16 protein-coding genes and 1 pseudogene are annotated in these 26969 nt (G+C 73.9%); 9 read left to right on the forward strand and 8 right to left on the reverse strand.

Going from position 1 to position 26969, the window contains the following annotated elements; translation table 11 throughout:
• Positions 1 to 161: 161 nt before the first annotated feature.
• Positions 162 to 1826 (reverse strand): TlrC/CarA/OleB/SrmB family ABC-F type ribosomal protection protein, encoded by a 1665-nt coding sequence (locus ACP7TJ_RS32985; protein WP_367496097.1) that lies wholly within the window; start codon positions 1824 to 1826, stop codon positions 162 to 164.
• 255 nt (positions 1827 to 2081) lie between these two features.
• Here ACP7TJ_RS32985 and ACP7TJ_RS32990 point away from each other — a divergent pair, with 255 nt between their 5' ends.
• The 3 genes from ACP7TJ_RS32990 (at position 2082) to ACP7TJ_RS33000 (ending at position 3254) form a co-directional block, all read left to right on the forward strand.
• Positions 2082 to 2339, forward strand: a complete 258-nt coding sequence (locus ACP7TJ_RS32990; RefSeq protein ID WP_093764672.1) for a hypothetical protein — start codon at positions 2082 to 2084, stop codon at positions 2337 to 2339.
• Entirely contained in the window at positions 2339 to 2716 is a 378-nt protein-coding gene (locus tag ACP7TJ_RS32995; protein WP_048460604.1) for a hypothetical protein, read from the forward strand. The genes ACP7TJ_RS32990 and ACP7TJ_RS32995 overlap by 1 nt, the downstream gene beginning before the upstream one ends.
• A gap of 70 nt (positions 2717 to 2786) precedes the next feature.
• The gene (locus tag ACP7TJ_RS33000) at positions 2787 to 3254 is read left to right on the forward strand and encodes a helix-turn-helix transcriptional regulator (RefSeq protein WP_427767796.1); all 468 of its coding nucleotides are present in this window, start codon (positions 2787 to 2789) and stop codon (positions 3252 to 3254) included.
• A gap of 77 nt (positions 3255 to 3331) precedes the next feature.
• Here the strand turns inward: ACP7TJ_RS33000 and ACP7TJ_RS33005 are convergent, their stop codons facing one another.
• From ACP7TJ_RS33005 to ACP7TJ_RS33015, 3 genes are read right to left on the reverse strand one after another with little or no spacing between them, the layout of a single operon-like run.
• Positions 3332 to 3871 (reverse strand): TetR/AcrR family transcriptional regulator, encoded by a 540-nt coding sequence (locus tag ACP7TJ_RS33005; protein WP_189912293.1) that lies wholly within the window; start codon positions 3869 to 3871, stop codon positions 3332 to 3334.
• Positions 3872 to 3893: 22 nt separating this feature from the next.
• On the reverse strand, positions 3894 to 4730 hold the full coding sequence (locus ACP7TJ_RS33010; protein ID WP_093764674.1) for an alpha/beta fold hydrolase: 837 nt from the start codon (positions 4728 to 4730) through the stop codon (positions 3894 to 3896).
• Positions 4731 to 4790: 60 nt separating this feature from the next.
• On the reverse strand, positions 4791 to 5129 hold the full coding sequence (locus ACP7TJ_RS33015) for an Atu4866 domain-containing protein (protein ID WP_427767799.1): 339 nt from the start codon (positions 5127 to 5129) through the stop codon (positions 4791 to 4793).
• Between the two features lie 164 nt (positions 5130 to 5293).
• Here ACP7TJ_RS33015 and ACP7TJ_RS33020 point away from each other — a divergent pair.
• A pseudogene (locus ACP7TJ_RS33020) lies at positions 5294 to 5756 on the forward strand (amidohydrolase family protein); the annotation flags it as partial.
• Positions 5757 to 5876: 120 nt separating this feature from the next.
• On the opposite strand, the gene ACP7TJ_RS33025 reads toward ACP7TJ_RS33020, so the two are convergent.
• A complete protein-coding gene (locus ACP7TJ_RS33025; protein WP_427767802.1) occupies positions 5877 to 6899 on the reverse strand; it encodes a universal stress protein in 1023 nt (340 codons plus the stop codon).
• Positions 6896 to 7795 carry a DMT family transporter gene (locus tag ACP7TJ_RS33030; RefSeq protein WP_367462627.1) on the reverse strand — a complete coding sequence of 300 codons (900 nt, stop codon included), beginning with the start codon at positions 7793 to 7795 and terminating at the stop codon, positions 6896 to 6898. Before ACP7TJ_RS33030 ends, ACP7TJ_RS33025 begins: the two co-directional genes overlap by 4 nt.
• Before the next feature lie 189 nt (positions 7796 to 7984).
• On the opposite strand from ACP7TJ_RS33030, the gene ACP7TJ_RS33035 reads away from it, so the two are divergent.
• Together ACP7TJ_RS33035 and proS are read left to right on the forward strand one after the other, a co-directional pair.
• Entirely contained in the window at positions 7985 to 8866 is an 882-nt protein-coding gene (locus ACP7TJ_RS33035) for a LysE family transporter (protein ID WP_427767805.1), read from the forward strand.
• 146 nt (positions 8867 to 9012) lie between these two features.
• Positions 9013 to 10425, forward strand: coding sequence for a proline--tRNA ligase (gene proS / locus ACP7TJ_RS33040; RefSeq protein WP_427767808.1), 1413 nt, complete (start codon positions 9013 to 9015; stop codon positions 10423 to 10425).
• A gap of 37 nt (positions 10426 to 10462) precedes the next feature.
• Here proS and ACP7TJ_RS33045 read toward each other — a convergent pair whose 3' ends face one another.
• Together ACP7TJ_RS33045 and ACP7TJ_RS33050 are read right to left on the reverse strand one after the other, a co-directional pair.
• Positions 10463 to 10765 carry a hypothetical protein gene (locus ACP7TJ_RS33045; RefSeq protein ID WP_367462623.1) on the reverse strand — a complete coding sequence of 101 codons (303 nt, stop codon included), beginning with the start codon at positions 10763 to 10765 and terminating at the stop codon, positions 10463 to 10465.
• A 134-nt stretch (positions 10766 to 10899) separates the two neighbouring features.
• Complete coding sequence (locus ACP7TJ_RS33050) at positions 10900 to 11757, reverse strand: MerR family transcriptional regulator (protein ID WP_427767811.1); 858 nt, start codon at positions 11755 to 11757, stop codon at positions 10900 to 10902.
• A 190-nt stretch (positions 11758 to 11947) separates the two neighbouring features.
• On the opposite strand from ACP7TJ_RS33050, the gene ACP7TJ_RS33055 reads away from it, so the two are divergent.
• The 3 genes from ACP7TJ_RS33055 to ACP7TJ_RS33065 all read left to right on the forward strand — a co-directional run bounded on the left by ACP7TJ_RS33055 (position 11948) and on the right by ACP7TJ_RS33065 (position 26946).
• The gene (locus ACP7TJ_RS33055; protein WP_427767814.1) at positions 11948 to 18241 is read left to right on the forward strand and encodes an amino acid adenylation domain-containing protein; all 6294 of its coding nucleotides are present in this window, start codon (positions 11948 to 11950) and stop codon (positions 18239 to 18241) included.
• A 147-nt stretch (positions 18242 to 18388) separates the two neighbouring features.
• Positions 18389 to 25720 carry an amino acid adenylation domain-containing protein gene (locus ACP7TJ_RS33060; RefSeq protein WP_427767817.1) on the forward strand — a complete coding sequence of 2444 codons (7332 nt, stop codon included), beginning with the start codon at positions 18389 to 18391 and terminating at the stop codon, positions 25718 to 25720.
• Positions 25717 to 26946, forward strand: a complete 1230-nt coding sequence (locus ACP7TJ_RS33065) for a cytochrome P450 (RefSeq protein WP_367535001.1) — start codon at positions 25717 to 25719, stop codon at positions 26944 to 26946. Before ACP7TJ_RS33060 ends, ACP7TJ_RS33065 begins: the two co-directional genes overlap by 4 nt.
• The last annotated feature ends 23 nt before the right edge of the window (positions 26947 to 26969 follow it).

Below are 26969 nucleotides of genomic sequence, written 5' to 3' on the forward strand. Positions count from 1 at the left end.
CGACACCTGCGCCAACGTCTACGACCCGGCACCGGCGGACGACGCCGGCTCCTTCTGGACCCGCGCGGCGACCAGGACGTGCACAGTCTGATCGAACGCCCGACGCCTCCGCCCGCCCACTGACCGGCCGGGCCCCTGCCGTACCGGCAGGGGCCCGCTCGTCAGCCCACCCGGACCCCCTGAACTCCCGCCTCCCGCCGCGGCAGTTCCAGCCGCTCGCCCTCGAACCGCGCCCGGAGCGAACGGTCGTGGGTGACCAGCACGATCGCCCCCGGGTATCCGCTCAGCGCCTCTTCCAGTTGCTCGACCAGCGCCGGCGACAGGTGGTTCGTCGGCTCGTCGAGCAGCAGGAGATCGGCGGGTTCCGTGACCAGCCGGGCCAGATCCACCCGTCGGCGCTGCCCGTAGGACAGCTCGCCCACGCGCGAGCGCAGGTCCGCGGGGCCGAAGAGGCCGAGGGCGAGCAGGGCGTCGGCGTGTTCGTCGGGCGAGCCCACACGGCCCAGCCCGAACGCCTCGGCCACCGTCAGGCCGGGCGGCCACGGCGTCTCGTCCTGGCGCAGGTGCCCCACCCGGCCGGGCACCCGCACCGTGCCCTCGTCCGGCCGCAGTTCACCGGCGAGCACCTTCAGCAGCGTGGTCTTCCCCGCCCCGTTGGGACCGGTGACGAGAAGCCTGCCGCCGCGGCCGAGGGTGAGCGCGTCCAGCCGCAGACGGTCGCCCACCCGCACGTCCGACAGGTGCACGGCGGGCAGGTCCGCCGGGACGGCCCCGGCACCCCCCTCCGGGACGGCGCCCGGCGCCGCCATGCGGGGTGTGAAGGCCAGCGGCTCGGGCGGCGGCGCCACCGGGTCGGCGGTCAGCCGCTGGACCCGCTCACGGGCGTTGCGGATGCGGGCCATCGCGCCGTGCGCCCGGCCGCGGGCCCGGAAGCCGCCGTGGCCGAAGTTGGCCAGCGGCGCCTTGCGCGGGATGACGCCGAGGCGGGCGGCGTGTCCGGCGGCCAGCCGCTCGTTGCGGGCCAGCTCCGAGCGCCACTCCTCGTACTCCTGGATCCGGCGGCGCCGTTCGGCCGCCTTCGCGGTGCGGTAACCGTCGTAACCGTCGCCGTAGCGGGTGACCTTCCCCTCCTCGGCCTCCAGGACCGTGGTGGTCAGGCGCTCCAGGAAGACACGGTCGTGGGTGACCGCGAGTACCGTGCCGCGGTGCGCCCGCAGCTGCGCCTCCAGCCACTCGACCGCCCGGTCGTCGAGGTCGTTGGTCGGCTCGTCCAGGAGCAGCAGCTCCGGCCGGCCGGCCAGGACCCCCGCGAGGGCGAGCCGGGAGCGCTCACCGCCGGAGAGGGTGCCCAGCGGGCGTTCGCGGCGCAGCCCGGGCAGGCCGAGGTGGTGCAGCGCGATGTCCACCCGGTGGTCGGCGTCGTACCCCTCCCGGGCCTCGTAGCGGGCGAGGAGCGCCTCGTACGCGGCGAGCGCCGCCGGGTCGTCGCCGTCCTCGAGCGCCCGCCCGGCCCGGTGCAGCTCGGCCTCCAGGGCGCGCAGGTCCGCGAGGGCCAGGTCGACGGCGTCCTGGACGGTGGCGGCCGGCGGCAGGGGGACGGACTGGGGCAGATACCCGACACCGCCGGCGGCGCTCACGGTCACCTCCCCGCCGTCGGGGCGTTCCTGACCGGCGATCAGCCGCAGCAGCGTGGACTTGCCGGCGCCGTTGTCGCCGATCAGCCCGGCCTTCTCGCCGGGTCCGAGGGTGAAGGAGACGTCGTCCAGCACGGTACGGCCGGGGTAGGCCTTGGTGACGTGGGACAGGGTGAGTTGCGGTGTGTGCACGTTGAGTTCCCTCCTGGCCGCACGGGGTGGGACCCGGGCCGGATCGGGGCGGACGGCTGCGCGGCGGGGCGCGACGACGGCGGAGCACAGCTCTACGCGGTCGGCGCCGGCGATCTCACAGGGAACCCATGTGCAGGACAGTACGCGAGGTCCGGCCCCTTGGCAAGACGATACGTATCGTTCCGTTGGAGGGGTCATGCGCACCACCCGGTCCGTCCGTCCCCAGCTCCCGGTAACACCTGTTACCATGCATCCATGGCGAAGACACAACTGGGTGCGCGCGTGGACGAGGACGTCGCGGAACTCGCGCGGAAGCGCGCCGCCGACCTGGGAATGAGCGTCGGGGACTACCTCGCCCGACTGGTACAGGACGATGCCAGCGGCCTGCGCGCCCGAGCCGTGGACGCAGCCGCACGCTTCCTGGCCGAACACCAGGCGATCTTCGACGAAGCCGAAGCCGAAGCCGAGGACGGCCGCCGGCCGGACAGCTCGCGGGGAGCTCGCGCCGCCTGATGAACCTGCACATCGACGTCCCCTGGATCCTTCAGGTGGCCGAAGCCGCCGGCGCGGACGACCCGGCCCCCGACGACTACGGCGTCCCCGTCTCCGCGGTCGCCCGCCACCGGGCCGAACTGTTCGAGCAGCCCGTCTACGACGGTCCCTACGCCAAGGCCGCCGCCCTGGTCCACACCCTGGGCCGCTGCCGCTGGCTGGAGCGCTCCAACCTGGCGGTCGCCGCCGCCACCGGCGTCATGTACCTCGAGGCCGCCGGCATCACCGTCAAGCCGACCCGCGAGAACGCCCTGGCCCTCAAGGACCTCCTCCTGGACCCGTCCTGCACCGCCGGAAAGATCGCCGCCCTGCTCCGGACCTGGCCCACCGCAACCTGATCCGGCCCGGTGGCCGCCCGCACAGTCCCTCCGACCGCAGGCTGGGGCCGGCAGGGTGGGTGCGTTCTCGGTGGTGACGACGGTTCTGGTCACGGCGCGTGTGTCCGGGCGGCGAGGTCCGGACCCCGACGACTGGCGCGTCTTCCGTCTCGACCGGGTCCGCCCCCGCATCCCCACCGGACCTCGCTTCACCCCGCGTGACATCCCCGGAGGAGACGTCGGCGTCTTCATCACCAGCCGATTCCGCGGCAACGACGGCACCCGCACCGACGCGCCCTGCCAGGGCCAGGTCATCCTCGACCTCCCCGCCACCGTCGCCGCCCCCTTCGCCCAGGACGGCGTCGTCGAAGCACTCGGCCCCGACCGTTGCCGCCTCACCCTCGGCTCCTGGTCATGGACCGGCCTGGCCGCCGCCCTCGGCCGTTTCGACACGGACATCGAAGTCGTCGGCCCACCCGAGCTCAAGGACGCATGCTCACAGCTCGCCACCCGCTACGCCAACGCCGCCCGCGACACCCGTCACCCTTTCCCGCGGTAGCGGTGCTCGTCACTCGGCAACTCCGCCGCCGGCGGCGTGGCAGGGGGGCCGATGACGTCGAAGCGACCGGCGCGGCATCATCGTCGGACAGCCCGCAGGCCCTGGTCGGCGAAAGCGATCAGCCACTCGAAGCTCTCGTCGATGTCGGCGCTCCACTGGAAGGCATGGCCCGCCTGCAACGTGGCGAAGCCGTGGCAGAGGCTGCGGAGCATGCGCAGGGCGTGGTCCACGTCGGACTCCGCGATCTCGTAGCCGCGCAGGACCGCCGTGAACACGTCGTGCAGTCGGCGGCCCGCGGTCGCCAGCGGATCGTCCGGGCCGGACGGTTCCATGCCGATCGTCGCGGCGTACCGGCCGGGGTGCTCCAGCACGAAGGCGCGGAAGGCGCGCGCCGCGGCGGCCAGGGCGTCGCGGCCCGCGTATCCCTGGACCGCGCTGCCGACGGCGTCGGCGGCCTGGTTCAACGCCAGGGCCGCGATGCGCCGGTTGAGGTCGTCCTGGCCGCCGACGTGCTTGTAGAGGGACGGGGTGCGCACGCCCACCCGCTCGGCCAGCGACCCCATCGTCAGGCCGGCCAGGCCCACCTCGTCGGCGAGGGCGGCACCGGCAGCGACCACGGCCGCCTGGTTCAGGCCGGCCCTAGGCACGAGCGACATCCGATCGGAGGAAGGAAAGCATGAGCGACACCACCTGGTCGGGGAACTGGTCGTGCGGGTAGTGCCCCGCGCCCTCGATCATCTCGAGGCGACCGAGGCCGGCGGGCAGGGCCTCGACGATCGCCGAGCCCTCGGCGTGCGGATCGGCCCAGTCGGGGTCGAGCGTCCCCATCACGACCAGGACCGGACAGCGGACGCCTGCGAGCTGTGCGCCGGCGTCGGCCGGAGCGCTGCGGCCCATGCCCTGCATGGCCTTCATCCGGCCCGGTTCGCGCAGCAGGGAGTCGACACGGCCGAGCCGCTCGGCCCATCCGGCCGGCTTCACGCCGGGGTGGGCCAGGTCGAAGTACGAGCGCCAGAGCGGCACACTGCCGAACACGCCCGCGCCGAGCAGCCGCAGCATGCCCTGCCGGAAGCGCTTCACCCGCAGGTCGCCGAGGCGGATCGACTGCTTGCGGGTGAACGGCGCCAACTCGACAACCGCGTCGATCAGCGAGGGTTCCTGCGCCGCGGCGATGGTGGCGGCGCCGCCGGAGATCGAGTGGCCGACGAGTACGGCCGGGCCGCCCAGGTGGCGGATCACGGCGAGCAGGTCGCCGGCTATGGCGGTGCGGCTCCAGGCCGACCAGCCGACGCTGGACTCGCCGCAGCCGCGCAGATCGATCGCGGCGACCCGGTAGCCCGCCGCCACCAGCGGCGGGATCACAGCACCGTACGCGGCGCGGCTGTCGCCCATGCCGTGCGCGAGAACGATCAGCGGGCCGGAACCCGCCACCTCGTACGCGATCGTGCCGCCGTCGACGGCAAGGTACTCGGTCATGACATCCCCTCGCTTAAGCTAACCGAATTAGCCAAAAGCTAACCTTATTAGCCTCACCTGTCAATCGACCATGGGAGCACCGGGGTAAGTGCTGCCACCGCGGCCGAGCGGCCGGGTGCCTCCTTGCCGGGCGCGTTCGTCGTCCTCGCGGTAGAGCACCAGGTGCTCGTGGAAGAGAACGCCGTCGCGGATGTCGCCGGTGGCGGTGAAGCCGGTGTCGTCGACGTAGCCGAGGTGGTCGCCGGTGACGGTGTAGCTGCCGGTGTAGGCGCTCTGACGGTTTCCGCGGGCCTCGTCGTAGCGGCCGTTCGGCAGCAGTTCCTGGCGGATGAATCCGTCCGCGGTCACCCACATCCCGACGTACGGGTGAGGGTCGCGGGGCGTGTCGTTGCTGGTCATGCCTCCATGGTTGGCCCGGCGGCCGATGGCAGCCAGGCCGCCGTCTCCCCAGGTGCGGGTTTCCTGGGTGCCGCGCACCTGGGGACACGGCGGCCTGGTTCCGATTCCGCAGCGCGACGAACCTGATGGTCACGCGGCTGCCGGCCCCGGCCGGACCACCGGCCCTGACCCTGCTCCTGGCGACGCTCGCCACCGACGAGATCGCCGGACCGGCGCTCGCCTACGGCCCTGAACTCGCCCGCGTCGCCGCGGACTTGGGCATCGGTGTGAGCGTGGACGCCGTCTTCGGACGGCATCCTCAACCCCGACGTCACCCTCATCCACTCCACCGGACTGACCCCCGAGGCGTGGAAGGCGATGGGGGAGACCGGCACCACCGTGGCGCTCGCCCCCACCTCCGACGCCCAGATCGGCCTGGAGACCGCGATCCCCGCCGTCGACGAGGCCCTGTCCGCCGGCATCCGTCCCGGCCTGAGCATCGACGTCGAAGTCGCCCTGGCCGGCGACACGTTCACGCAGATGCGGGCCCTGCACGCCATCCAGCGGATGCGCGCCGTCAACGCCGCCTACGGGACCGACCGGCAGCCCCAGCGCATGACCACCCACGACGTCCTGGACTTCGCCACCACGTCCTTGACGTCGACCTGTCCGCTTTGCGCGCCGAGGTCAACGCCTCGCGCGCGTACGTGCTGAACACCCCGACTGCCTGAGCATCCCCCTCCATCGTGTCCGCCCGCACGGCGTGGATCAGTGGTGGGCCACGACGGCGACGGGCACGACAGAGTGCTGTATCACGGCATGGGTCACGAGACCGATGCGTCCGCCGTGCGCGGCCGGGTGGACGCGCCGGCCGACCACTACGAGGTCTGCGCGGTCCGATGCGTGGACGAGCAGGTGCGCGGGGGATCCGATCGGCGTCAGCTCCGCCACGTCGACCGATGGGAACTTCTCACGCCAGGGGGCCAGGATCCGGGTGAGGCGCCGTGCGACGTCCGAGCCCATGTCGCGCTGTGCTGCGACGAGTGCTCCCGCGTCACGGACCACGGGCCAGATGGACCATCCGTGCAACGCCACCAAGCGGTCGCCACGCCGGGCGGCCTCTGCGAAACCGAAGTCGAGGAGGGAGGCGCAGTCGTGGTGGATGTCCAGGCCCACGATCACGTCGCGAGTCGGAACGTCGGGGGCTGACTGCCGGGGCGCGGCCGGCTGACCGGTGACCCGTACCAGCACGACGGGCGTCTGCGTCGAGCTGACCGTCTCCCTCGCGACCGACCCGAGCAGGAAGCCCATGGTGCCGCTCAGGCCACGCGAGCCGAGAACCAGGAGGCCGGTCCCGGCGGCCGCGCCGGTCAGGGCGGTGGCCGCCCGCCCGAGCAGCAGCCGTGTGCTGACCCGCAAGGAGGGGTGGTTCCGCCGCACTGTACGGGCGGTATCGGCCAGGAACTCCTCTGCCTGATGACGTACGGCACCGGCGTCGACGGCATCCGCAGCCGCTGGACGCGGCCCCTCGTGAACGTGGACGAGGCACAGGGGTACACCGCGCAGCAGTGATTCCAGTGCCGCCCACTCGGCAACGACGCCGCTCCCAGGCGACCCGTCGATACCGGCAGTCACACCACGGATCACTGCGGGACTCCTTCGGCACGTGACGTAGTAGTGGCGGTCGAACCGTCGTTCCCGGCTTGAGGCAACCCAGGGCGGGCCGGTGCTCGGGGGGTCGTGTCCACCCGGTTCTGCGCCGCCGAGCCGCTTCGCAGATGCCGCAATCATCCCGCATCGTCCGGTCCGGTGCTGGGCTGCGGGGAGGATTTGAGGTCCCGTGCCAGGGGCGACCGCGCCAGGAGCACAATGCCGACGACGGCGACCAGCGCTCCGAACGCCTGCGTGAGGAGCGCACCGGTGGAGGAGGCGAGCCGCTCGTCGAACACGACGATGCCGATCAGGACTCCGCCGATCGGCTCGATGGTGTCGATCAGCGGGAGACTGATCGCCAGGGAGCCGGCCTGGAAAGAGCTCTGGGACAGGACAAGGCCCGTGATTCCGACTCCGAGCAGCGCATAGGGCTCCCAGTGGGCGAGGGCATCAGGACCGTCCGTCCGAAGCCGTCCCGAGGTGCCTTTCGTCAGGCTGTCCAGCAGAGCGAACATCGATGCCGCGGCCGCGGCGTACAGGCCCGTCCGCCACCTGCCGCTGCTTCTGACACCCGCGGCGACGAGCAGCGTCACCGTGCCCGCGACGATGAGGAGCACCGGGATCCAGTCCTGCAGGGGTGCCACCGGTGTCCCGGCGGAGGCAGGCGGCAGCACGGTGACGAAGGCGGCCACCCCGCCGGCCGTGCAGGCGATGCCGGTGAGCTCAGGGCGGGTCAGGCGCTCCGAGCGGCGCCAGGCGAGCAGAGGCAGGGCGAAGGCCAGATCGGTGGCCGCCACCGGCTGCACGAGAACCAGCGGTCCGAAGGCGAGGGCGAGGCCCTGCATGATGTAGGAGAAGACGGTCAGGGCCATGCCCGCCAGCCACAGCGGCTGCCGGGCCAGGTCGAGCAACAGCCGAAGGCGCAGGGACTCCTCCCGCGGCGCCTTGCTTGCCGCGTACTGCTGCACGACCGATGCGACGCCGAAGCACCCGGCGGACATCAGGGCGGCGAGTACCGCGACGAGGATGTTCATGCGCCTAGTCTTGCCGCCGGAACCGTACCCGTCCTGCAGACACGCGCCCTCGCACGGTGCCTCCTGCCGCCGCTGCGGCGTCCGGCGGCGCGCGTGCGTGCCGGGTAGCGTGCACCCCGTCTGCCTGTCCACGTCCCTCAGCGGGTACGGGATGCCCATGGCCCTGACGCTGCTGCGCCCGAGTACGACGTGGGGAAGCCCGGCGAGCGCAACGGCACCTTCCGCGGCCACAACCCGGCGTTCGTCACCGCCGCCCGGACGCTGGAGCTGTGCGACGAGGCGGCCAAGCTCCTGCCGCCGCCGACCGTCGGCGGCCTGACCGGACGGGGGCGCCTCCGCTCCCGGACCAACTCCCCGGCGGCGCACCGGCCGACGGGCCCGATGAACGGAGAGCGGATGTCGGTCGACCTCGTCGGCTTCCTCGGCGTCGTCCTGGTGGCGTACGTGGTGCCCGGGCCGGACTTCCTCGTGGTGGTGCGGTCGGCGACCGAGCACCCGGCGAAGGGACGGGCGGCGGCGCTCGGCGCGCAGGCCGGGCTGTGCGTGCACATGCTCGCCGCGGCGGCCGGACTGTCGGTGATCGCCGCGCGTTCCCCCCTGGTGTACGACGCCATCAAGCTTCTGGGCGCCGCCTACCTGGTCCACCTGGGGGTGCGGGCGGTTGTGGCGGCCCGCCGGTCCGCCCGCGCACGGACGCACGGGCGGGGGACGGGCGGCGATCCCCAGGACGGTCCGGCCCCGCCCCTCTCACCTCGGGGCGGGCCGGAGCCGCACCGGTGGCGGGCCGGCTTCACCCAGGGGTTCCTCACCAACGTGCTCAACCCCAAGGCGGCACTGTTCTTCCTCAGCGTCCTGCCCCAGTTCGTGGACGGCGGGGGCTCGACGGCCCGGCAGATCTTCTTCCTCGGCATCCTCGACGTCGTCATCGGCGTCGTCTACTGGTTCGCCCTCGTCACCGTCGCCGCCCGACTGGGCGCCCTTCTCGCCCGTCCGACGGTCCGCCACCGCTGGGAGCTGACCACCGGCTGGCTGTTCATCGGCATCGGCATCGGCGTCGCCACGACGACCTGACACCTCCGAGCGACTCATCCGCCTCACCTCGCAGGACACGGCCTCAACCCGCCATCGCAGCTGACGAACCGGACCGGCCGGCGTCCTGACGTCTGGGCAGTAATCGAGTCGCGCCTTGGTGGAGCCGCGTCCTACTCTGCGGCGTCATGGCAAAAGCACCCGTTCTCACCCCCCGGGCGGACGACTTCCCCCGCTGGTACCAGGACCTGGTCGGCAAGGCCGAACTGGCCGACAACGGGCCGGTGCGCGGCACCATGGTCATCCGACCGTACGGCTACGGCCTGTGGGAGCGGATGCAGCAGGAGCTGGACGCCCGGATCAAGGCGGCCGGCGCGCAGAACGCGTACTTTCCGCTCTTCATCCCGCAGTCGTACCTGACGAAGGAGGCCGAGCACGTCGAGGGCTTCGCGCCCGAACTGGCCGTGGTCACACATGGCGGCGGCAAGGAGCTGGAAGAGCCCGTCGTCGTCCGCCCCACGTCCGAGACGATCGTCAACGACTACTTCTCCAAGTGGGTGCAGAGCTACCGCGACCTTCCGCTGCTGATCAACCAGTGGGCGAACGTGGTCCGCTGGGAGCTGAGGCCGCGCGTGTTCCTTCGTACGACGGAATTCCTGTGGCAGGAAGGGCACACGGCACACGCCACCTACGAGGACGCCCGGGACTACGCCGCACACATCCACCGGGAGGTGTACGCCGACTTCCTGGAGAACGTCCTCGCCATGGATGTCGTACCGGGCCGCAAGACGGTCAGGGAGCGGTTCGCCGGCGCGGTCAACACGCTCACGCTGGAAGGCATGATGGGCGACGGCAAGGCCCTCCAGCTGACCACGAGCCACGAACTGGGCCAGAACTTCGCCAAGGCGTTCGAGACGCGCTACCTGTCGAAGGACGGCCGTGAGGAATACGTCTGGCAGACGTCGTGGGGTTCCACGACCCGGATGGTCGGCGCACTGGTGATGATGCACGGCGACGATGACGGCCTTCGCGTCCCGCCGCGTCTGGCACCGGTTCAGGTGGTCGTCGTGGCCGTCAAGGGCGACGACGCGGTCCTGGACACGGTCCGCGGGATCGGTGACCGGCTGAAGGCGGCCGGTGTCCGCGTACACGTCGACGACCGCACCGACACGCCGTTCGGCCGCCGCGCGGTCGACTGGGAGCTCAAGGGGGTGCCGGTACGCATCGAGGTCGGGCCACGTGACGTGGAGAACGGGACGGCCGTGCTGGTCCGCCGCGTAGCGGGAAGCAAGGAGCCGACGCCGGTCGGAGCACTGCCCGAGATCCTTCCCACGATACTGGAGGACGACCAGGCGCTTCTGCTGGCGCAGTCCCGTAAGCGTCGCAACGACCGCACCGTCGAGGTGACCACGGTCGAGGACGCCGCGGAGGCGGCGAGCACCGGCTGGGCGCGCATTGCCTGGGAAACGCTGGGCGTGGAGGGCGAGGCCAAGCTCGCCGAACAGGGCGTCACCGTGCGGTGCCTGGTCGCCGCGGACGGCTCCGTTCCCGACAGCGACGACCAGCCCGGCAACATCGCCGTCGTGGCACGCGCCTACTGACCCTGGCGGCCCGCCTCACGGTGCTGTGCCGTCGAGTTCAGCGGATGAGTCCGCCGTTCACGGCGCGGTTGTGGAGGCGCTGGTGCCACTCGTTGGCGTCCGGTCCGGGGTCGGTGGTCAGGACGGGGTTCGGGCCCGTCTCGATGAGGTGAAGGAGCGTCCAGGCGACGCCGTAGCAGTCGTCGGGGCCGAAGCAGGAAACGAGCGCACGGGCTTCTTCTCCGGTGACCGGCTTCGAGATCGCTTCGAGTTGCTGAACGCGCCTGTCGATCTCTTCTTCGCTCGCGTCGCCGTCGGGAAGTGGGCCGGCGGCGACGAACACCTGCACTTCGGGTCTCATGGGCGAATGATCGGCTGCCTTCGTCACTGCGGGCAAGGCGTCTTGGCTGGGTCAGGCTGCCGCCGCCTCGGCGTCCGCATCATGCGACCGTTCCAGGCCGCTCGTGTCGGGCTCGCCCCGAGCGCCGATGCCGGTCAGCAGGTCCGTGGGGTATCGCCGTCCTGATCGGCCGGGTGAAACAGCTCGATGACGCGTTTCTCGTACCGGACGCGGGCCGGGGAGAAGTCGTACGGCATCTTGCCGATGGCCTCCACCACGCTCGTCCTCGCCTCGCCTTGCTCCTCACCGGTGTGCTCGTCGTCCTGGTCCAGGAGGTCGTCGAGGGCCTCGTCCAGGCCGGATCTGTCGATGGCGGCTCCCAAGGCGGTCTCATGAGCACAGCGCCGGGCAGCCAGGTCTTCGATGCCGGGGTCGTCGGGGGACATGGTGTCGTCCAGGGCCTCCTCGGCCTCGGCCAGGCGGTCTTCCTCGGCCCGCAGTTCGGGGTGGGTGGCCAGGGCGATGAACCGGTTGGCCTGGGCGGCGGCCCCCTGGGGGCCGAAGACACGCTCCGTGACCAGGAGGGTGTCGAGATCGGCCTGGCGCAGGGACCCGGGTGGCAGATCATGCAGGCGGCCACTGACCAGCGGTGAGAGCAGGCCCAGGGGGCTGCCCGCCTCGCGGAGGCGGTGCACGGCGGCCTGCTGGGCTTCGATGGCGGCCGCCTTGGAGGCGAGGGTTTCCTCCAGCCGGGCCAGGGACTGCTCGATGCCGGTGGCGCCCTCGAAGCCGGCCCGGATGTCGTCCAGGGAGATCCCCGCATCAGCCATCTTGCGGATCCACAGCAGGCGGATCATGTCGTCGTATCCGTAGCGGCGGCGGTTGTCACTGCCGCGTTCCGGTTCGGCGAGGAGCCCGATGGCGTGGTAGTGGCGGATGGCGCGGGGTGTGGTCCCGGCGAACGCGGCAGCATCGCCGATCTTGACCCGGCGGGGAATCGCAGGAAGGGGCATGCGAGGGAACCTCTCCATGTCGTGCGTGCCGCCTACTGGACCATGTGCCGCTACGGCACATGCAACCCCGCTGCCGCCCGCCGGACCCCGCTCCGGCAACCCGGTCTGCGTCCGGTGCTGCGTCTTCTTCCCTATGGAGCCCCGCCCCGCCGGCGGCAGTCTGCTGGAAAACACGGCTTGGAGGCTCACAGTGACAGCAGGACCGGCCCCGGAGAGGGCCCTGGACGGCCTCGACATCCGCACCGCATCCTTCGCCCAGCGCCGACTGTGGTTCATGGACCAGCTCGCCGGTTCCTCCACCGGGTCGATGCTGCCGCTGGTGCTGAGGTTGAGCGGGGCCCTGGACGTGGAGCGGCTGCACGGCTCGCTGTCGGCGATCGTGGACCGGCACGAGGTGCTGCGCTCGCGGTTCACCGCCGTCGACGGCGAACCCGTGCAGGTGGTCGACGCCCCGGCCGGCGTCGCACTGGAGCGCGTCGAGGTCAGCGGCCCGCAGGAGCTGTACGACCGGTTCCTCGGGCGCCCCGTCGACCTCGCCGCGCAGCACCCGGTCCGCGCCGTCCTCGCCCGCGTCGCCCCCGACGAGCACCTGCTGCTCGTCGAGGTGCACCACATCGCCGTGGACGGCTGGTCCTGGGGCGTGCTGCTGGAGGAGCTGGCCGCCGGGTACCGGGGGGACGCCGTCGCCGCGCCCGCCGTCTCCTACAGCGACCTCGCCCGGGCCCAGACGGAGCGCCTGAGCGGGCCGCGTCTGGAGCGGATGCTCGCGCACTGGCGTGAACGGCTGAACGGGCTCACGCCGCTGGACCTGCCGACCGACCGCCCGCGACCGCGCACCTGGGACGGATCCGGCGACGTCGTCCGGTTCGACCTGCCCGCCGACGTGGTCGCCGCCGTCGACACCCACGCCCGCTCCCGCCGCGCCACCCGCTACATGTTCCTGCTCACCGCCTACCAGGTGCTGCTCGGACACTGGGCGGGCCGCGACGACGTCGCCGTGTGCAGCACCCTCGCCGAACGCTCCCGGCCCGGCGCCGCCGGACTCATCGGCCCTCTGGTGAACACCGTCGTCCTGCGCACCCACCTCGCCGGCGCCCCGGACTTCGACGGACTGCTCGACCGGGTGCGCGGCCGGGTCCCCGTCGACCTCGCCCACGCCGAGGCGCCCTTCGACCTCGTCGTCGGCGCCGTCGGCGGATCCCGGGACCTGTCCCGACACCCTCTGGCGCAGGCCTCGTTCACCCTCCTCAACGCGCCGATCCAGCCGGTGCGGATGCCCGGCCTGGACGTCGGCCTGGTCGAACCGCCGCTGTCCGAGACGCCGTTGGACGTCTTCCTCGACCTCACCCTGCGCGCCGACGGCAGCATCGCCGCCCTGCTCCAGTACGCCACCGCCCTGTTCGACACCGCCACCATGCGCGCCTTCGCCCAGGCGTACGTCGCCCTGGTACGGGCGGTGCCGGCCGCCCCCGAGACCCCCCTGCGGGAGCTGCTCCGCGCGCTTCCCACGCGACCGGGCGCCCTCGCCCGGCCCCGCCCCGACTGGCACCGCGCCCCCGACCGCCCCGCCGGCCCGGCGCCCGGCCTCGCCTTCTCCGGCGACCCCGCGGCGATCGCGCTGAGCTGCGGGGACCAGAACGTCACCTACGCCGAACTCGACGCCATGAGCGGAGGACTGGCCGCCGCCCTGCGGGAGGCGGGGGTCGAACCCGGCGGCGCCGTGGGCGTGCTGCTGCGCCGGGGGCCGTGGTCGGTCGCCGCCGTCGAGGGCATCTGGCGCGCCGGCTGCGCCTATGTGCCCCTCGACCCCGAACTTCCCCCCGAGCGCCTGCGGTACATGGCGCGACAGGCCCGCCTCGCCTGCGTCCTCACCGACGCGGCGACCGCGGCCGGCGCCGACGGTCTCGCCCCCGTCCTCCTCGACACCGGCGCCGTCGCCCCCGACGCCGACGGTCCCCGGCGCCGGCCCCATCCGAGGGAGCTGGCCCACGTCATCTTCACCTCCGGCTCCACCGGCCGCCCCAAGGCCGTCGGCGTCGAGCACGCCGCCCTCGCCTCGCACGTGGCCGCCGCCCGCGAACGCCTCGGCATCACCGCCGCCGACCGCGTCCTGGCCTTCGCCTCGTTCTCCTTCGACGCCTCCCTCGACCAGGTCCTGCCCGCCCTCACCACCGGCGCACGCGTCGTCATGCGGCCCGACGAACCGTGGCTGCCCACCCAGGTCCCCGAGATCGTCGAGCGGCACGGCCTGACCGTCGTCAACGTGCCGCCCACCTACTGGGCGGAGCTGACCCTCTCCCTCGACCGCCGGCTCGCCGCCCGGCTGCGCGGCCTGCGGCTGCTGGTCCTCGGCGGCGAGAGCGTCCCGCCCGACACCCTCGCCGCGTGGCGTGCCGCCGTCCCCCACGTCCGCGTCTGCAACGCCTACGGCCCGACCGAGACCACCGTCACCGCCACGACCTACGACGCCGACGACCCGCCCGCCCACACCGTGCCCATCGGCCGGCCGCTGGGGGAGCGGCGCGTGTACGTCGTCGACGGCGACGGCGAACCCGTGCCCGTCGGCGTCGGAGGCGAACTCCTCATCGGCGGCACCGAGGTGGCACGCGGCTACCTCGGCATGCCCGCCCTGACCGCCGACCGCTTCGTGCCCGACCCGTTCGGCCCGCCCGGCGGACGCCTCTACCGCACCGGCGACATCGTGCGCTGGACCGCGAGCGGGGAACTGGAGTTCCTCGGGCGCCGCGACGACCAGGTCAAGATCCGCGGCTTCCGCATCGAACTCGGCGAAGTCGAGACGGTGCTGCGGGCCTGCCCCGAGGTCGCCCAGGCCGCCGCCCGCCCCGACCGCGCCACCGGCCGCAGCCTGATCGGCTACGTCGTGCCCGCCGAGGGCGCCGGCCCGGCCCCCGACCGCGCCGCCCTGCGCGCCTGGTGCGCCCGCCACCTCCCGCAGCACGCCGTCCCCTCGGACTTCGTCGTCCTGGACGCGCTGCCCGTCGGCGTCTCCGGCAAGCTCGACCGCTCCGCGCTGCCCGACCCCGCGCACACCCGCGGCGCCTCCGGGCCCGCCTACGCCGCGCCGCGCGACGAGACCGAGCGGGTCGTCGCCGAGGTGTGGGCCGACGTCCTCGGCCTGGACCGGGTCGGACTCGACGACAGCTTCTTCGACCTCGGCGGACACTCCCTGCTCGCCACCATGGCCGTCTCCCGGATCGCCCAGCGCCTGGGCCGCGAGGTGGAGCTGCGCACCGTCTTCGAACACCCCACCGTCCGCGGCTTCGCGCCCGTCGTGGCCGGCGCCCGGGTCCCGGGGGCCGCCGACGTGACGCCCGTCGACCGCCACCGGCCCCTGCCGCTGTCCTTCGCACAGGAGCGGCTGTGGTTCCTGGACCGCACCTCCGACACCGGCGAGTCCTATCTCCTCTGGTACTGCTGGCGGGTGCGCGGCGGACTGGACCGCACCGCCTGGCAGCAGGCCCTGGACGACCTGGTCGCCCGCCACGAGGTGCTGCGCACCGCCCTCATCGAGCGCGAGGGCCGCCCCGTCCAGGAGGTGTGCCCGCCGGTCGGCGTCCCGCTGCACTGGGAGCGGGCGCCCGAGGCCGCCGAGGGACGCGACCGCGTGGCCGGACTGCGCCCGCGCGCCGCGGCCTTCGCCACCCGCCGCTTCGACCTCGCCCGGCCGCCCCTGCTGCGCTCGGGCGTGTGGGAACTCGCCGATGACGACCACGTCGTCCTGATCAGCCTGCACCACGCGGTGACCGACGGCTGGTCCAAGAACGTCCTGCTCGACGAACTCGCCCGGCACTACCACGCCCGCCTGCGGGGCGAGAGCGCCGCGCTGCCGCCGCTGCGCGTGCAGTACGGCGACTTCGCCGTCTGGCAGCGCGACCGCGCCGACAGCGGCGCCATGGAGCCCCAACTCGCCTACTGGGAAGCCGCGCTCGACGGCGCGCCCGTGCTCGACCTGCCCACCGACCGGCCCCGCCCCGCCGCGTTCACCGGCCGGGGAGGAGCCGTCGAGATCGACCTGCCCCACGACCTCGTCGGCCGGGTCGACGACCTGGCGCGGGAGCACGGGGCCAGCCGCTTCATGGTGCTGCTCGCCGCCGCGCAGGCCGTGCTCGCCCGCTGGACCGGACAGGACGACATCTGCGTCGGCACCCCCGTCGCGGGCCGCGACCGGCTCGAACTGGAGCCGCTGGTCGGCTTCTTCGTCAACACGGTCGTCCTGCGCACCGACCTGTCCGGACGGCCGACCCTCGCCGGTCTCGTCGACCGCGTGCGGGACGTCGTCCTCGGCGCCTTCGGTCACCAGGAGGTGCCGTTCGAGAAGGTCGTGGAACGGCTGCGGCCCGAACGCGACCTCTCCCGCAACCCGCTCTTCCAGGTCATGGTCGACGTCCAGGACTCCGCGGGCGGCGGCCCGGCGCTGCCGGGCCTGGACGCCACCGACCTCGCCCTGCCGTGGAGTTCGGCCAAGTTCGACCTCACCGCGACCTTCGTGGTCCGGGACGCCGGGTTCGCCCTCAACGTGGAGTACGCGGCCGACCTGTTCGAACCGGCCACCGCGGTCCGCTTCGCCGAACACGTCGGACGCCTCCTGCGGACCCTCGTCGACGCCCCGCACACCCGCGTCGACGAAGCGCCCCTGCTCTCGCCGGAGGAGCGCCGCGACCTGCTCGCCGCCGCGGGCCAGGACGCCCCGCCGGCGCCGGCCTTCGCGGTGGAGGGCCGACCGGAGGCGACGGCCCTCGCCTGCGAGGGGACCACCCTCACCTACCGCGCGCTCGACGCCCGCAGCGGGGGGATCGCGGCCGCGCTCGTGGCCGCGGGCGTCTCCCCTGCCGATCCGGTCGGCGTGTGCGTGAGCCGGGGTGTCGGAGCGGTCACGGCCATGCTCGCCGTCTGGCGGGCGGGCGGCGTCTACGTCCCGCTCGACCCCCGGCTGCCGGCCCGGCGGCTGGAGCACATGCTCCGGGAGGCAGGGGTGCGGCACGTCCTGTGCGACGCGGCCACCCGCGCCACCGTGGACGCCCTGGACGCGCACCGCGTCGACCTCGACGACGCGCCGCCCCGCACCGACGGCCCGCGCCACACCCCCGGGCCCGACGACCTCGCCTACGTCATCTTCACCTCGGGCTCCACCGGCAGGCCCAAGGCCGTCGGCGTCGCACACCACGCCCTGGACGCCCATGTCGCCGCCGCTCGCGCACTGTTCGCGCTGACCGACCGGGACCGGGTGCTCACCTTCGCCTCGACCTCCTTCGACGCCTCGCTCGAACAGATCCTGCCCGCGCTGAGCGTCGGAGCGAGCGTGCAGGTGCGGCCCGACGAGATCTGGGCCCCCGAGGAGCTGGCCGAACGCGTCGCCGAGGCCGGGATCACCGTCATGGAGCTCACCCCGTCGTACTGGGCCGAGGTCGTCGCCCGCCTGGACAGCCTGGCGCCCCGGCTGCGCACCCTGCGGCTGCTGGTGACCGGCGGGGAGGCGCTGCCCGCCGACCCGCTCGAGCGCTGGTTCGCCCATCTGCCCGGCGTCGCGGTCGTCAACACCTACGGGCCCACCGAGGCCGTCGTCTCCGCCACCGCGCACACGCTGCGGGCCCGGCCGGACGGCCGGGTGCCCATCGGACGGGCGCTGGGCAGCCGGCGCACCTACGTCGTCGACGCGCGCGGCGACCTGGCCCCCCACGGCGTGCCCGGCGAACTCCTCGTCGGTGGACCGGAGCTGGCGCGCGGTTATCTCGGCAGGCCCGCCCTGACGGCCGAGCGGTTCGTGCCGGACCCGCACGGCGGACCCGGCGCCCGGGCCTACCGCACCGGTGACGTGGTGCGCCGACTGCCCGACGGGGAGCTGGAGTTCCTCGGCCGTAACGACGACCAGGTCAAGATCCGGGGCTTCCGCGTCGAACCCGGCGAGGCCGAGGCCGTCCTGCGCGCCCACCCCGGCGTGCGCGGCGCGGCCGTCGTCGTGCGCACCCTGCACGGCGAACCCGCGCTGGTCGGCTACGTCGCCGGGGACGGCCTGCTGGAGGAGTCCCTGGCCGCCCACTGCCGGGCCCAGCTGCCCCACTACCTCGTCCCCTCGGCGTTCGTCCTGCTCGACGCCCTGCCGCTGACCGTCCAGGGCAAGCTGGACGCCAAGGCGCTGCCCGAGCCGGAGCCCCGCGAGGCGCCCACCCTGGTGCCGCCGCGGACGCCGGCCGAGACCGTGGTCGCCCAGATCTGGTGCGAGGTCCTCGACCTGCCCCGGGTCGGCGTCCACGACGACTTCTTCGCGCTGGGCGGCCACTCCCTGCGCGCGGTGTCGGTCGCCTCCCGGCTGCGGACCGCCTTCGACTGCCCCTTCCAGGTCCGCGACCTGTTCGAACACCCCACGGTGGAGCGGCTCGCCTCCGAGGTGGAACGCCGTCTGCTGGAGCTGATCTCGCAGATGAGCGACGACGAGATCGACCTGTCCCTGACCGCCGAACTCTGACCGCCGAACTCTGACAACCGGACTCTGCCCGTCGAACTCTGACCACCGGACTCCGCCGCCGAACCCGGACGGCCGCCCGCCGACGCCCGTCCGGTTCGCCGCCCGGCCCGCAGCTCTGCCCCAGACCCTGAGATTCGGAGTGCCCTCATGACCACGTCCGACGTGCGCCCCGGCCCCCAGCCCGCAGGCGGTGGCCTCTCCCCGGCCGCCCGGCGACTGCTGGAGCAGCGGCTGCGCGGCCGGTCGGCCGTCCGCGACGACGGCCCCGTCCGCGTCCGGCCCCGCCCGGAACGAACCCCGCTGTCCCCGGCCCAGCAGCGCCTGTACTTCCTGGACCGCCTCGACCCCGGCGCCGCGACCTACCTGCTGCCCGCCGCGTGGCGGCTGCGCGGCCCCCTGGACGTGCCGGCCCTGCGCGCCGCCCTCGCCGACCTCGTCGTACGGCACGAGCAGCTGCGCGTCGTCTTCCCCGAGCACGAGGGCGTCCCGTACCAGCGCGTCCTGCCGGCCGGCGACGCCGTGCTCGACGTCGTCGACGCGGCCGCGGGCGGAGAGACGGACGCCGGCGCGGTCCGCGAGGCGGATGCCGTATCCGTCGGCGAGGCGGATGCCGTCCCCGTAGGCGAGGCCGCCGCCCGGCAGGTGGACGCCGCCGTACACGCCGCCGCCCTGCGCCCCTTCGACCTCGCCCGCGAACCCGCCTTCCGGGCCACCCTGGTGCGCGCGGCCGACGACGACCACGTCCTCGTCCTCGCCATGCACCACATCGTCTCCGACGGCTGGTCCCTCGACGTCCTCGTGCGGGACCTCGCCGAGCTGTACCGGGCCAGGCGCGAGGGCCGCGACGCCGACCTGCCCGAACTGCCCCTGGACTACGCCGACTACGCCCTCTGGCAGCGCGCCGCCGACCAGGGCCCGGCCCTGGACCACTGGACCTCCCGGCTCGCCGGACTGACCCCGCTCGACCTGCCCACCGACCGTCCGCGCCCCGACACGCCCGCCGGCCACGGCGCCGTGCACACCGTCACCCTGCCGGCCGCCCTGACCGACGGCCTCGCCGCCCTCGGCCGCACCGCCGGGACGACGCCCTACATGACCGTGCTCGCCGCCTTCCAGGCAGCGCTCGCCTTCCACAGCGGACAGCACGACATCGCCGTGGGCACCGTCGTCGCCAACCGCGAGCGGGCCGAGACCGAACAGATCGTCGGGTTCTTCGTCAACACCCTCGTGATGCGCGGCGACTTCTCCGACGACCCGACCCCGGCCACGCTCCTCGCCCGCACCCGCGACCGGGTCCTGGAGGCGTTCACCCACCAGTCGCTGCCCTTCGAGAAGGTCGTCGAGGCCCTCAGCCCCGAACGCGACCTCGCCCGCAACCCGCTGGTGCAGGTGCTCTACACGCACACCGAGACCGGCGCGGGCGCCCTGGCCCTCGGGCAGGCCGAGGGCGCGCCGTACCGCATCGGGCTCACCACCGCGAAGTTCGACCTCACCCTCGACCTGCGCGAGGGCGCCGGGCGCACCGAACTCGCCTTCGTCTACCGCCCCGACCTGTTCGAGGAGGAGACCGTCGCCGCGCTGGCCCGGCACACCGTGGCCTGCCTGGAGGCGTTCCGCACGCGCCCCGACGCACCCCTGAGCACCGTCGACCCCCTCACCGCCGCCGAACGCGCCCGCCTGCTCGGCCCGGACGGCCCCGCCCGCAGGACCGACACGCCCGCCGCCTTGCCGCGCACCGCCGCCGACCGGCTCGCCGGACACATCGCCCGCACCCCCGACGCGCGAGCCGTCACCGGCTCGGGCCGGGGCCTGACCTACGCCGAACTCGACATCCAGGCATCCGCGTTGGCGCGGCGACTGCGCGCGGCCGGCGTCACCCCTGGCGCCCTTGTCGGCGTCTGCCTCGACCGCACCCCCGACCTCGCCGTCGCCCTCCTGGCCGTCTGGCGGACCGGAGCCGCGTACCTGCCGCTGGACCCGACGCACCCCAAGGCGCGCCGTGAGTACACCGTCACCGACTCCGGCATCGAACTCATCGTGACCGACGCGGCCACCCGCGACGCGGTGGAGGGCCTGCCGGCCCGGCTGCTCGAACTGAACGCCACCGAGCGGGACACCGCCGGAGCGGGCGCCGCGCCGTCGCCGGAGGACGCCGTCCCCGCCCACGACGACCTCGCCTACGTCATCTACACCTCCGGCTCCACCGGCCGCCCGAAGGGCGTCGAGATCACCCACGGCAACCTGGCCTGGCTGCTGGGCGCCGCCGACCGGCACTTCGACTTCGGTCCCGACGACGTGTGGACCCTGATGCACTCGCCCGCCTTCGACTTCTCCGTGTGGGAGCTGTGGGCGCCCCTCGCCACCGGCGGACGCGTCGTCGTCCTCACCGGGGACGAGGTGCGCGACCCGGCCGCCGTGCACCGGGTGCTGCGCGAGGAGGGCGTCACCGTCCTCAACCAGACGCCGGCCGCCTTCAAGGGGCTGCGCGCCCATCTCGCCCAGAACGGGGCCGACTTCACCGACCTGGCCCTGCGGACGGTGGTCTTCGGCGGCGACGCCTTCGACGTGCGCGACTACCGCGACTGGTTCACCGCCCCCGGGCCCCGCCCGGACCTGGTCAACATGTACGGCATCACCGAGACCACCGTCCACGTCACGATCCGCACCATCACCGAGGACGACGTCCACGGCGACGTCCGCTCACCCGTCGGCCGCCCGCTCACCGCCGCCCACGGCTACGTGCTGGACGCCTGGGGCCGCCTCGTCCCGCACGGCGCCGTCGGCGAACTCCACGTGGCCGGCGGGGGAGTGGCCCGCGGCTACCGCAACCGGCCCGAGCTGACCGCGGAGCGCTTCCTCGACGACCCCTTCGGCGCCCCCGGCTCCCGCATGTACCGCACCGGCGACCTCGTGCGCGTCCTGCCCGACGGACAGCTCGCCTACGTCGGCCGCGCCGACCACCAGGTCAAGATCCGCGGCTACCGGATCGAGCCCGGCGAGATCGAGACCGCCCTGCGCGCCCTTCCCGGCGTCGCGGACACCGCCGTGGTGGCCCGGCGCGACGGCGGCGCCGCCCGCCTCGTCGCCCACGTCGTCACCCCCGAGGGCCGCCCCCTGGACGCGCCCGCCCTGCGCGAGGGACTGCGGCTGACGCTTCCGGAGTACATGGTCCCCGCCCTGTTCGTCCGCCACGACCGCCTGCCGCTGACCGCCAACGGCAAGGTGGACCGCGCCGCCCTGACCGCCGTGCGCCCCACCACCGCCCAGGATGCGGCGCACGTCCCCCCGCAGGGACCGACCGAGCAGGCCCTGGCGGAGGTGTTCGGTCAGGTCCTGAGCGTGGAGCGGGTCGCCCGCACCGACAACTTCTTCGACCTCGGCGGCGACTCCATCCTCGCCCTGCGCCTGGTCGGCGTCGGCCGGCTCGCCGGGCTCGGCTTCTCCGTCGCCGACGTCTTCCGCGCCCGCACCCTCGCCGACCTCGCCGAACTGGTCACCGACGCCGCCGACACCCCCGAGCCGGTCGCCCCGTTCTCCCTCGTCGACCCCGCCGACCGGGGCCGGCTGCCCGACGGCCTCGCCGACGCCTACCCGCTCACCATGCTCCAGGCCGGCATGCTCCACGAGATGCTCGCCGACCACCGGCGCGGCGCCTACCACAACGTCACCGACCTGAAGATCACCGTCCCCGAGGGCTTCGACGCCGCCGCCTTCCAGTCCGCCGTCGACGCCGTCGTCGCCGCCCACCCGATCCTGCGGACCTCCGTCGACCTCGTCGGCCACCGCGAACCCCTCCAGCTCGTCCACCGCACCGCCCACCTGCCCGTCGGCTACACCGACCTGCGCGGACTGCCCCGCGAGGAGCAGCGCGAGCGGCTGCGCCGGTTCGTCGACGCCGAGTTCGACCGCCGCTTCGACCTCGCCGCCGCCCCCCTCGTCCGCATCCACCTGCACCACGTCACCGACCACGACCTGCGCCTGGTCCTCACCGACTGCCATGTCGTCCTCGACGGCTGGAGCCTGACCTCCCTCGTCGCCGACCTGCTGGCCCTGCACCGCGAGGCGGTCACCCGGCGCACCGCGCCGCGCCCCCCGAGCGTCCCGGCCTTCGCCGAGTACGTCGCCCTGGAGCGGGCCGCGCTCGCCGACGAGGACTCCCTGGCCTACTGGCGCGACCGGCTCGCCGCGCTGCGCCCGGTCACCCTGCGCCGGCGCACCGACACGGCCGCCGTGGACGGACCGCCGGTGCACGAGGTGCGCCGCTCCTACGCCCACCTCGCGACACGCATCGGACGCCTCGCCAAGGAGGCGGGCGTGCCCCGCCGCACCGTGCTGCTGGCCGCCTTCCACCACACCATGAGCCTGTTCGCCGACCGCGACGACAGCGTGCGCGGCCACAGCATCGGTCTGGTCACCAACGGCCGCCCCGAGGTGCCCGGCGCCGACCGGATGCGCGGACTGTTCCTCAACACCGTGCCGTTCGGCGTGGACCGCCCGCGCGGCGACTGGCTGACCTACCTGAGGGACGTGTTCGGCGCCGAGCAGGAGATGCTGCCGCACCGCCGGGTCCCGCTGGTCCGCATCGCCCAACTGCGGCCCACCGAACCGAACCTGACCGACACCGTTTTCAACTACGTCAACTTCCACCGCCTGGCGCACGACTCCTGGGACGACTCCCTGGAGATCGCCCGCACGATGTTCCCGCTGCTGGTCAACGCCAGTGTCAACGCCTTCACCCTCGACGCCGACCCCGCGTACGTGGCGCCGGCCACCGCCGAACAGGTCGCCGACGTCTTCGTGGCCCAGCTCGAGGCCATGACCGCCGACCCGCACGCCCGGATCCGCCCGCCCGCCGCCACCGGCGCCGCCCGTGAGACGGTCCTCGGCTGGGCCGCGGGCCCGGACCTGCCCTCCTCGCCGCTGCTGTTCCACGAGCACGTCGCCGCATGGGCCGCCCGCACCCCGCACGCCGTCGCCGTCGAGCACCGCGGCCGGACCCTGACCTACGCCGAACTCCACGAGCAGGCCGAACAGATCGCCCGCCGTCTGCGGCTGCTCGGCGTCGGACCCGAGAGCGTCGTCGGCATCTGCGTCGACCGGGGGCCGGACTGGGTCCGCGCCGCGCTCGGCGTGCTGCGCTCCGGCGGCGCGTTCGTCCCGCTGGACCCCCAACACCCCACCGACCGGCTCGCGTTCATGGCCGAGGACAGCGGCATGCGGGTGCTGCTGACCCAGCGGGCGCTGGACGGCGCCGTCCCCTTCGACGGCCCCACCCTCCACCTGGACATGCCCGCCGAGCCGGTCGGACCGGTGCCGGGCCGCGAGCCCGACGCCGACACCTTCGCCTACCTGATCTACACCTCCGGCTCCACCGGCGTCCCCAAGGGCGTCGCCATCGCGCACGGCGGCCTGTCCAACATGCTCGAAGGCCAGCGCGACCTGGTCGGCCCCACCCCCGAGGACCGCGTCCTGCAGTTCGCGTCCTTCGGCTTCGACGCCTCCATCCTGGAACTGACCTGGGCCCTCGCCAACGGCGGCCGCCTGGTCACCGCACCCAAGGAGGACCTGCGCCCCGGCCCCGACCTGGCCCGCACCCTGCGCGAGGCCCGCGTCACCGGCGGCATGCTCCCGCCCAGCGCCCTGGCCGTCCTCGGCGAGGACACCTTCCCCGACCTGCGCGTCCTCCAGGTCGCGGGCGAGGCCTGCCCCGCCGAACTCGCCGACCGCTGGTCACGGGGCCGCCGCTTCCAGAACGTGTACGGCCTCACCGAGACCACCGTGTGGTCCGTCGCCGCGGACCTCGCCCCCGGCCAGGGCCGGCCGCCCGTCGGCACCCCGATGCGCAACACCCGCGTCCACGTCCTCGACGACGACCTCCAGCCCGTCCCGGTCGGCGTCCCCGGCGAGATCCACCTCGGCGGACGGGCCGTCGGCCGCGGCTACCTCGGCCGCCCCGGCCTCACCGCCGCCACCTACGTCCCCGACCCCTACGGCGGCCCCGGCGAGCGGCTGTGCCGCACCGGCGACCTCGGCGCCTACCGGCCCGACGGCACCGTCGAATGGCTCGGCCGCCGCGACGCCCAGGTGAAACTGCGCGGCTTCCGCATCGAACTCGGCGAGATCGAGCACGCCCTGCGGCGGCTGCCCGGCGTCCGCCAGGCCGTCGTCCTGCACCGCACCGACCTGCCCGGGGGCGAACCCGCCCTCGTCGCCTACCTGGTCACCGACGACACCGGCCGGCACACCCCCGAGGAGCTGCGCGGCGCCCTGCGCACCGCACTGCCCGCCTACATGGTGCCCTCGCGCTTCGTCCTCCTCGACGAGATGCCCGTCAACCGCAGCGGAAAGATCGACCGGCGGGCGCTGCCCCTGCCGCCCGCCGAACTCGACCAGGACGAGACCGCGTACGTCGCCCCCTCCACCCCCGCCGAGCGGATCCTCGCCGAGATCTGGCGCGAGGTGCTGGGCTTGTCCCGGATCGGCGTCCACGACGACTTCTTCCGGATCGGCGGCAGCTCCCTGTCCACCGTCCGCGTGTCCCTGATGGCCGCGGGACGCGGACTGCCCGTCACCGTCGGCGACCTGATCGAACACCCCACCCTCGCCCGCCTCGCCGCCCACGCCACCCGCGCGGTCGGCGCGGGACTGCCCCGGACCGTCACCTCCGAGGTGCGGCTGCGCCAGGGCGACGGCGAACCCCTGTGGTGCGTGCACCCCACCGGCGGCAGCGCCGCCTGGTTCGTGCCGCTCGCCCGCGCCCTGCCGCCCGGCCGCCCCGTCCACGCCTTCCAGGCCCGCGGACTGCTCGGCGGCGTCGACCCCAGCACCGTGACCGGCATCGCCGCCAACTACGCCGCCGAGATCACCGACCGCGCGGCGCCCGGCCCGCACGCCCTGCTCGGCTGGTCCATGGGCGCCAACATCGCCCTGGAGATGGCCACCCAGCTGCACCAGTCCGGCCACCGAGTCGCCCCGCTCGTCCTCATCGAGCCCTACCTGCCCAACCCCGCAGCCCGCGCCCGCCTCGAAGGCGTCACCCGCGACCTGCGCGAGGCCCAGCGCCAGCGCGACCGGCTGCGCGAGATGCCCGACTCCCCGCAGCGCGACCGCGCCACCGCCGAACTCACCGCCACCCTCCTCGGCGCCGGCATGAGCCCGGCCGAGGCCGCCCTCGTCGAAGGCGCCCCCATCGAGGTCTGGCACTCCCTGCTCGCCGCACTCGCCGCCTACGAGGTCCGCCCCTACCCCGGCCACCTCCACCTCGTGGTCGGCAGCGAGGCCGCGAACCTGCCCCGCGGCGTCCCGATGCCCGGCCTCGACGTCGACTTCGACACCTACGTCGAACGCTGGCGGGCCACCGCACGCGACGGGCTCACCCTGCACATCAGCGAGGGCGACCACATGTCGATGATGGCCGAGCCCCAGGTCACCGGCATCGCCGGCCTGCTCGCCGCCCTGGAGACCGGAGACGCCCGATGACCACGTTCGCCCCCGCCCCCACCGAGCGCCATCTTCTCGCCCCCGACCTGGTCGCCGACCCCTACGGCCACCTCGACGCCCTGCGCGAGAGCGACCCCGTGCAGTGGAGCCCGCTCCACCACGCCTGGCTCGTCACCGGCTACGACGAGGTCATGCGCTGCCTGCGCGACCGCGCCGTCTCCGCCGACCGGGTCCGCCCCCTGATGGACGCCGTGCCGCAAGGAGCCCGCGAGGACGCCGAGCGCGCCTTCTCCATCCTGTCCCGCTGGATGGTCTTCAACGACCCGCCCCAGCACCGCCGGCTGCGCCAGGTCTTCCAGGAGGCCTTCGCCGCCCGCGCCGTCGCCCGCTACAGCGCCTTCACCGAGAAGGTCACCCGGGCCGTCCTCACCCGCAGGGCAGCTCCCGGCCACAGCGGCGACCTCATGGCCGACGTCGCCAAACCGCTGCCCGCCCTCGTCTTCGCCCGCTGGCTCGGCATCCCGCCCACCGACGGCCCCTCCTTCTGGTACTGGAACGCCCGCGTCGCCGACCTCGTGCTCGGCACCGCCCAGGAGGAGAGCGAGTACCGGGCCTCCCTCCAGGCACTGGTGAGCCTGGAGGACTACCTCGGCGCGCTCGTCGAACGGCGGCGCGCCGAGCCCGGCGACGACCTGATCAGCCAGGTCCTCGCCGAGGGCCGCGTCGGCGACACCGTCAGCGAGCAGGAGTTCGTCGGCATGCTCACCCAGATGGCGTTCGCCGGCGGGGAGACCACCAGCAACCTCATCGCCAACACCGTCCTGGCCCTGCACACCCGACCCGACCAGCTCGCCGCCGTCCGCGCCGAACCGGACCTGGCCCAGGGCGCCGTGGAGGAGACCCTGCGCCTGGACGGGCCGTCGAAGATGTCCATCCGCACCGCCGCCCAGGACCTCGAACTCGGCGGCCACACCCTGCGCGCGGGCGACCGGATCTTCCTCGTCACCGCCGCCGCCAACCGCGACCCCGCCCGCTTCCCCGACCCGGGCCGCTTCGACGTCACCCGCGGCGGCGCGACCCACCTCGGCTTCGGCTTCGGCGCCCACTTCTGCATCGGCGCCGCGCTCGCCCGCCTCGTCGCCGTGTGCGCCGTGCGCACGCTCGTGTGCGAGCGGCCGGGCCTGGCCCTCGCCGACCCCGCACGGCTCTCCTGGCAGCCGTCCCTGCTCAACCGCAGCCTCACCGCCCTGCCCGTCCACTACTGACCGGACCGCACACGTCCCCCGAA

This window comes from Streptomyces sp. DSM 41931, from assembly GCF_050271085.1.
Taxonomy (GTDB): Bacteria; Actinomycetota; Actinomycetes; order Streptomycetales; family Streptomycetaceae; genus Streptomyces; species Streptomyces albogriseolus.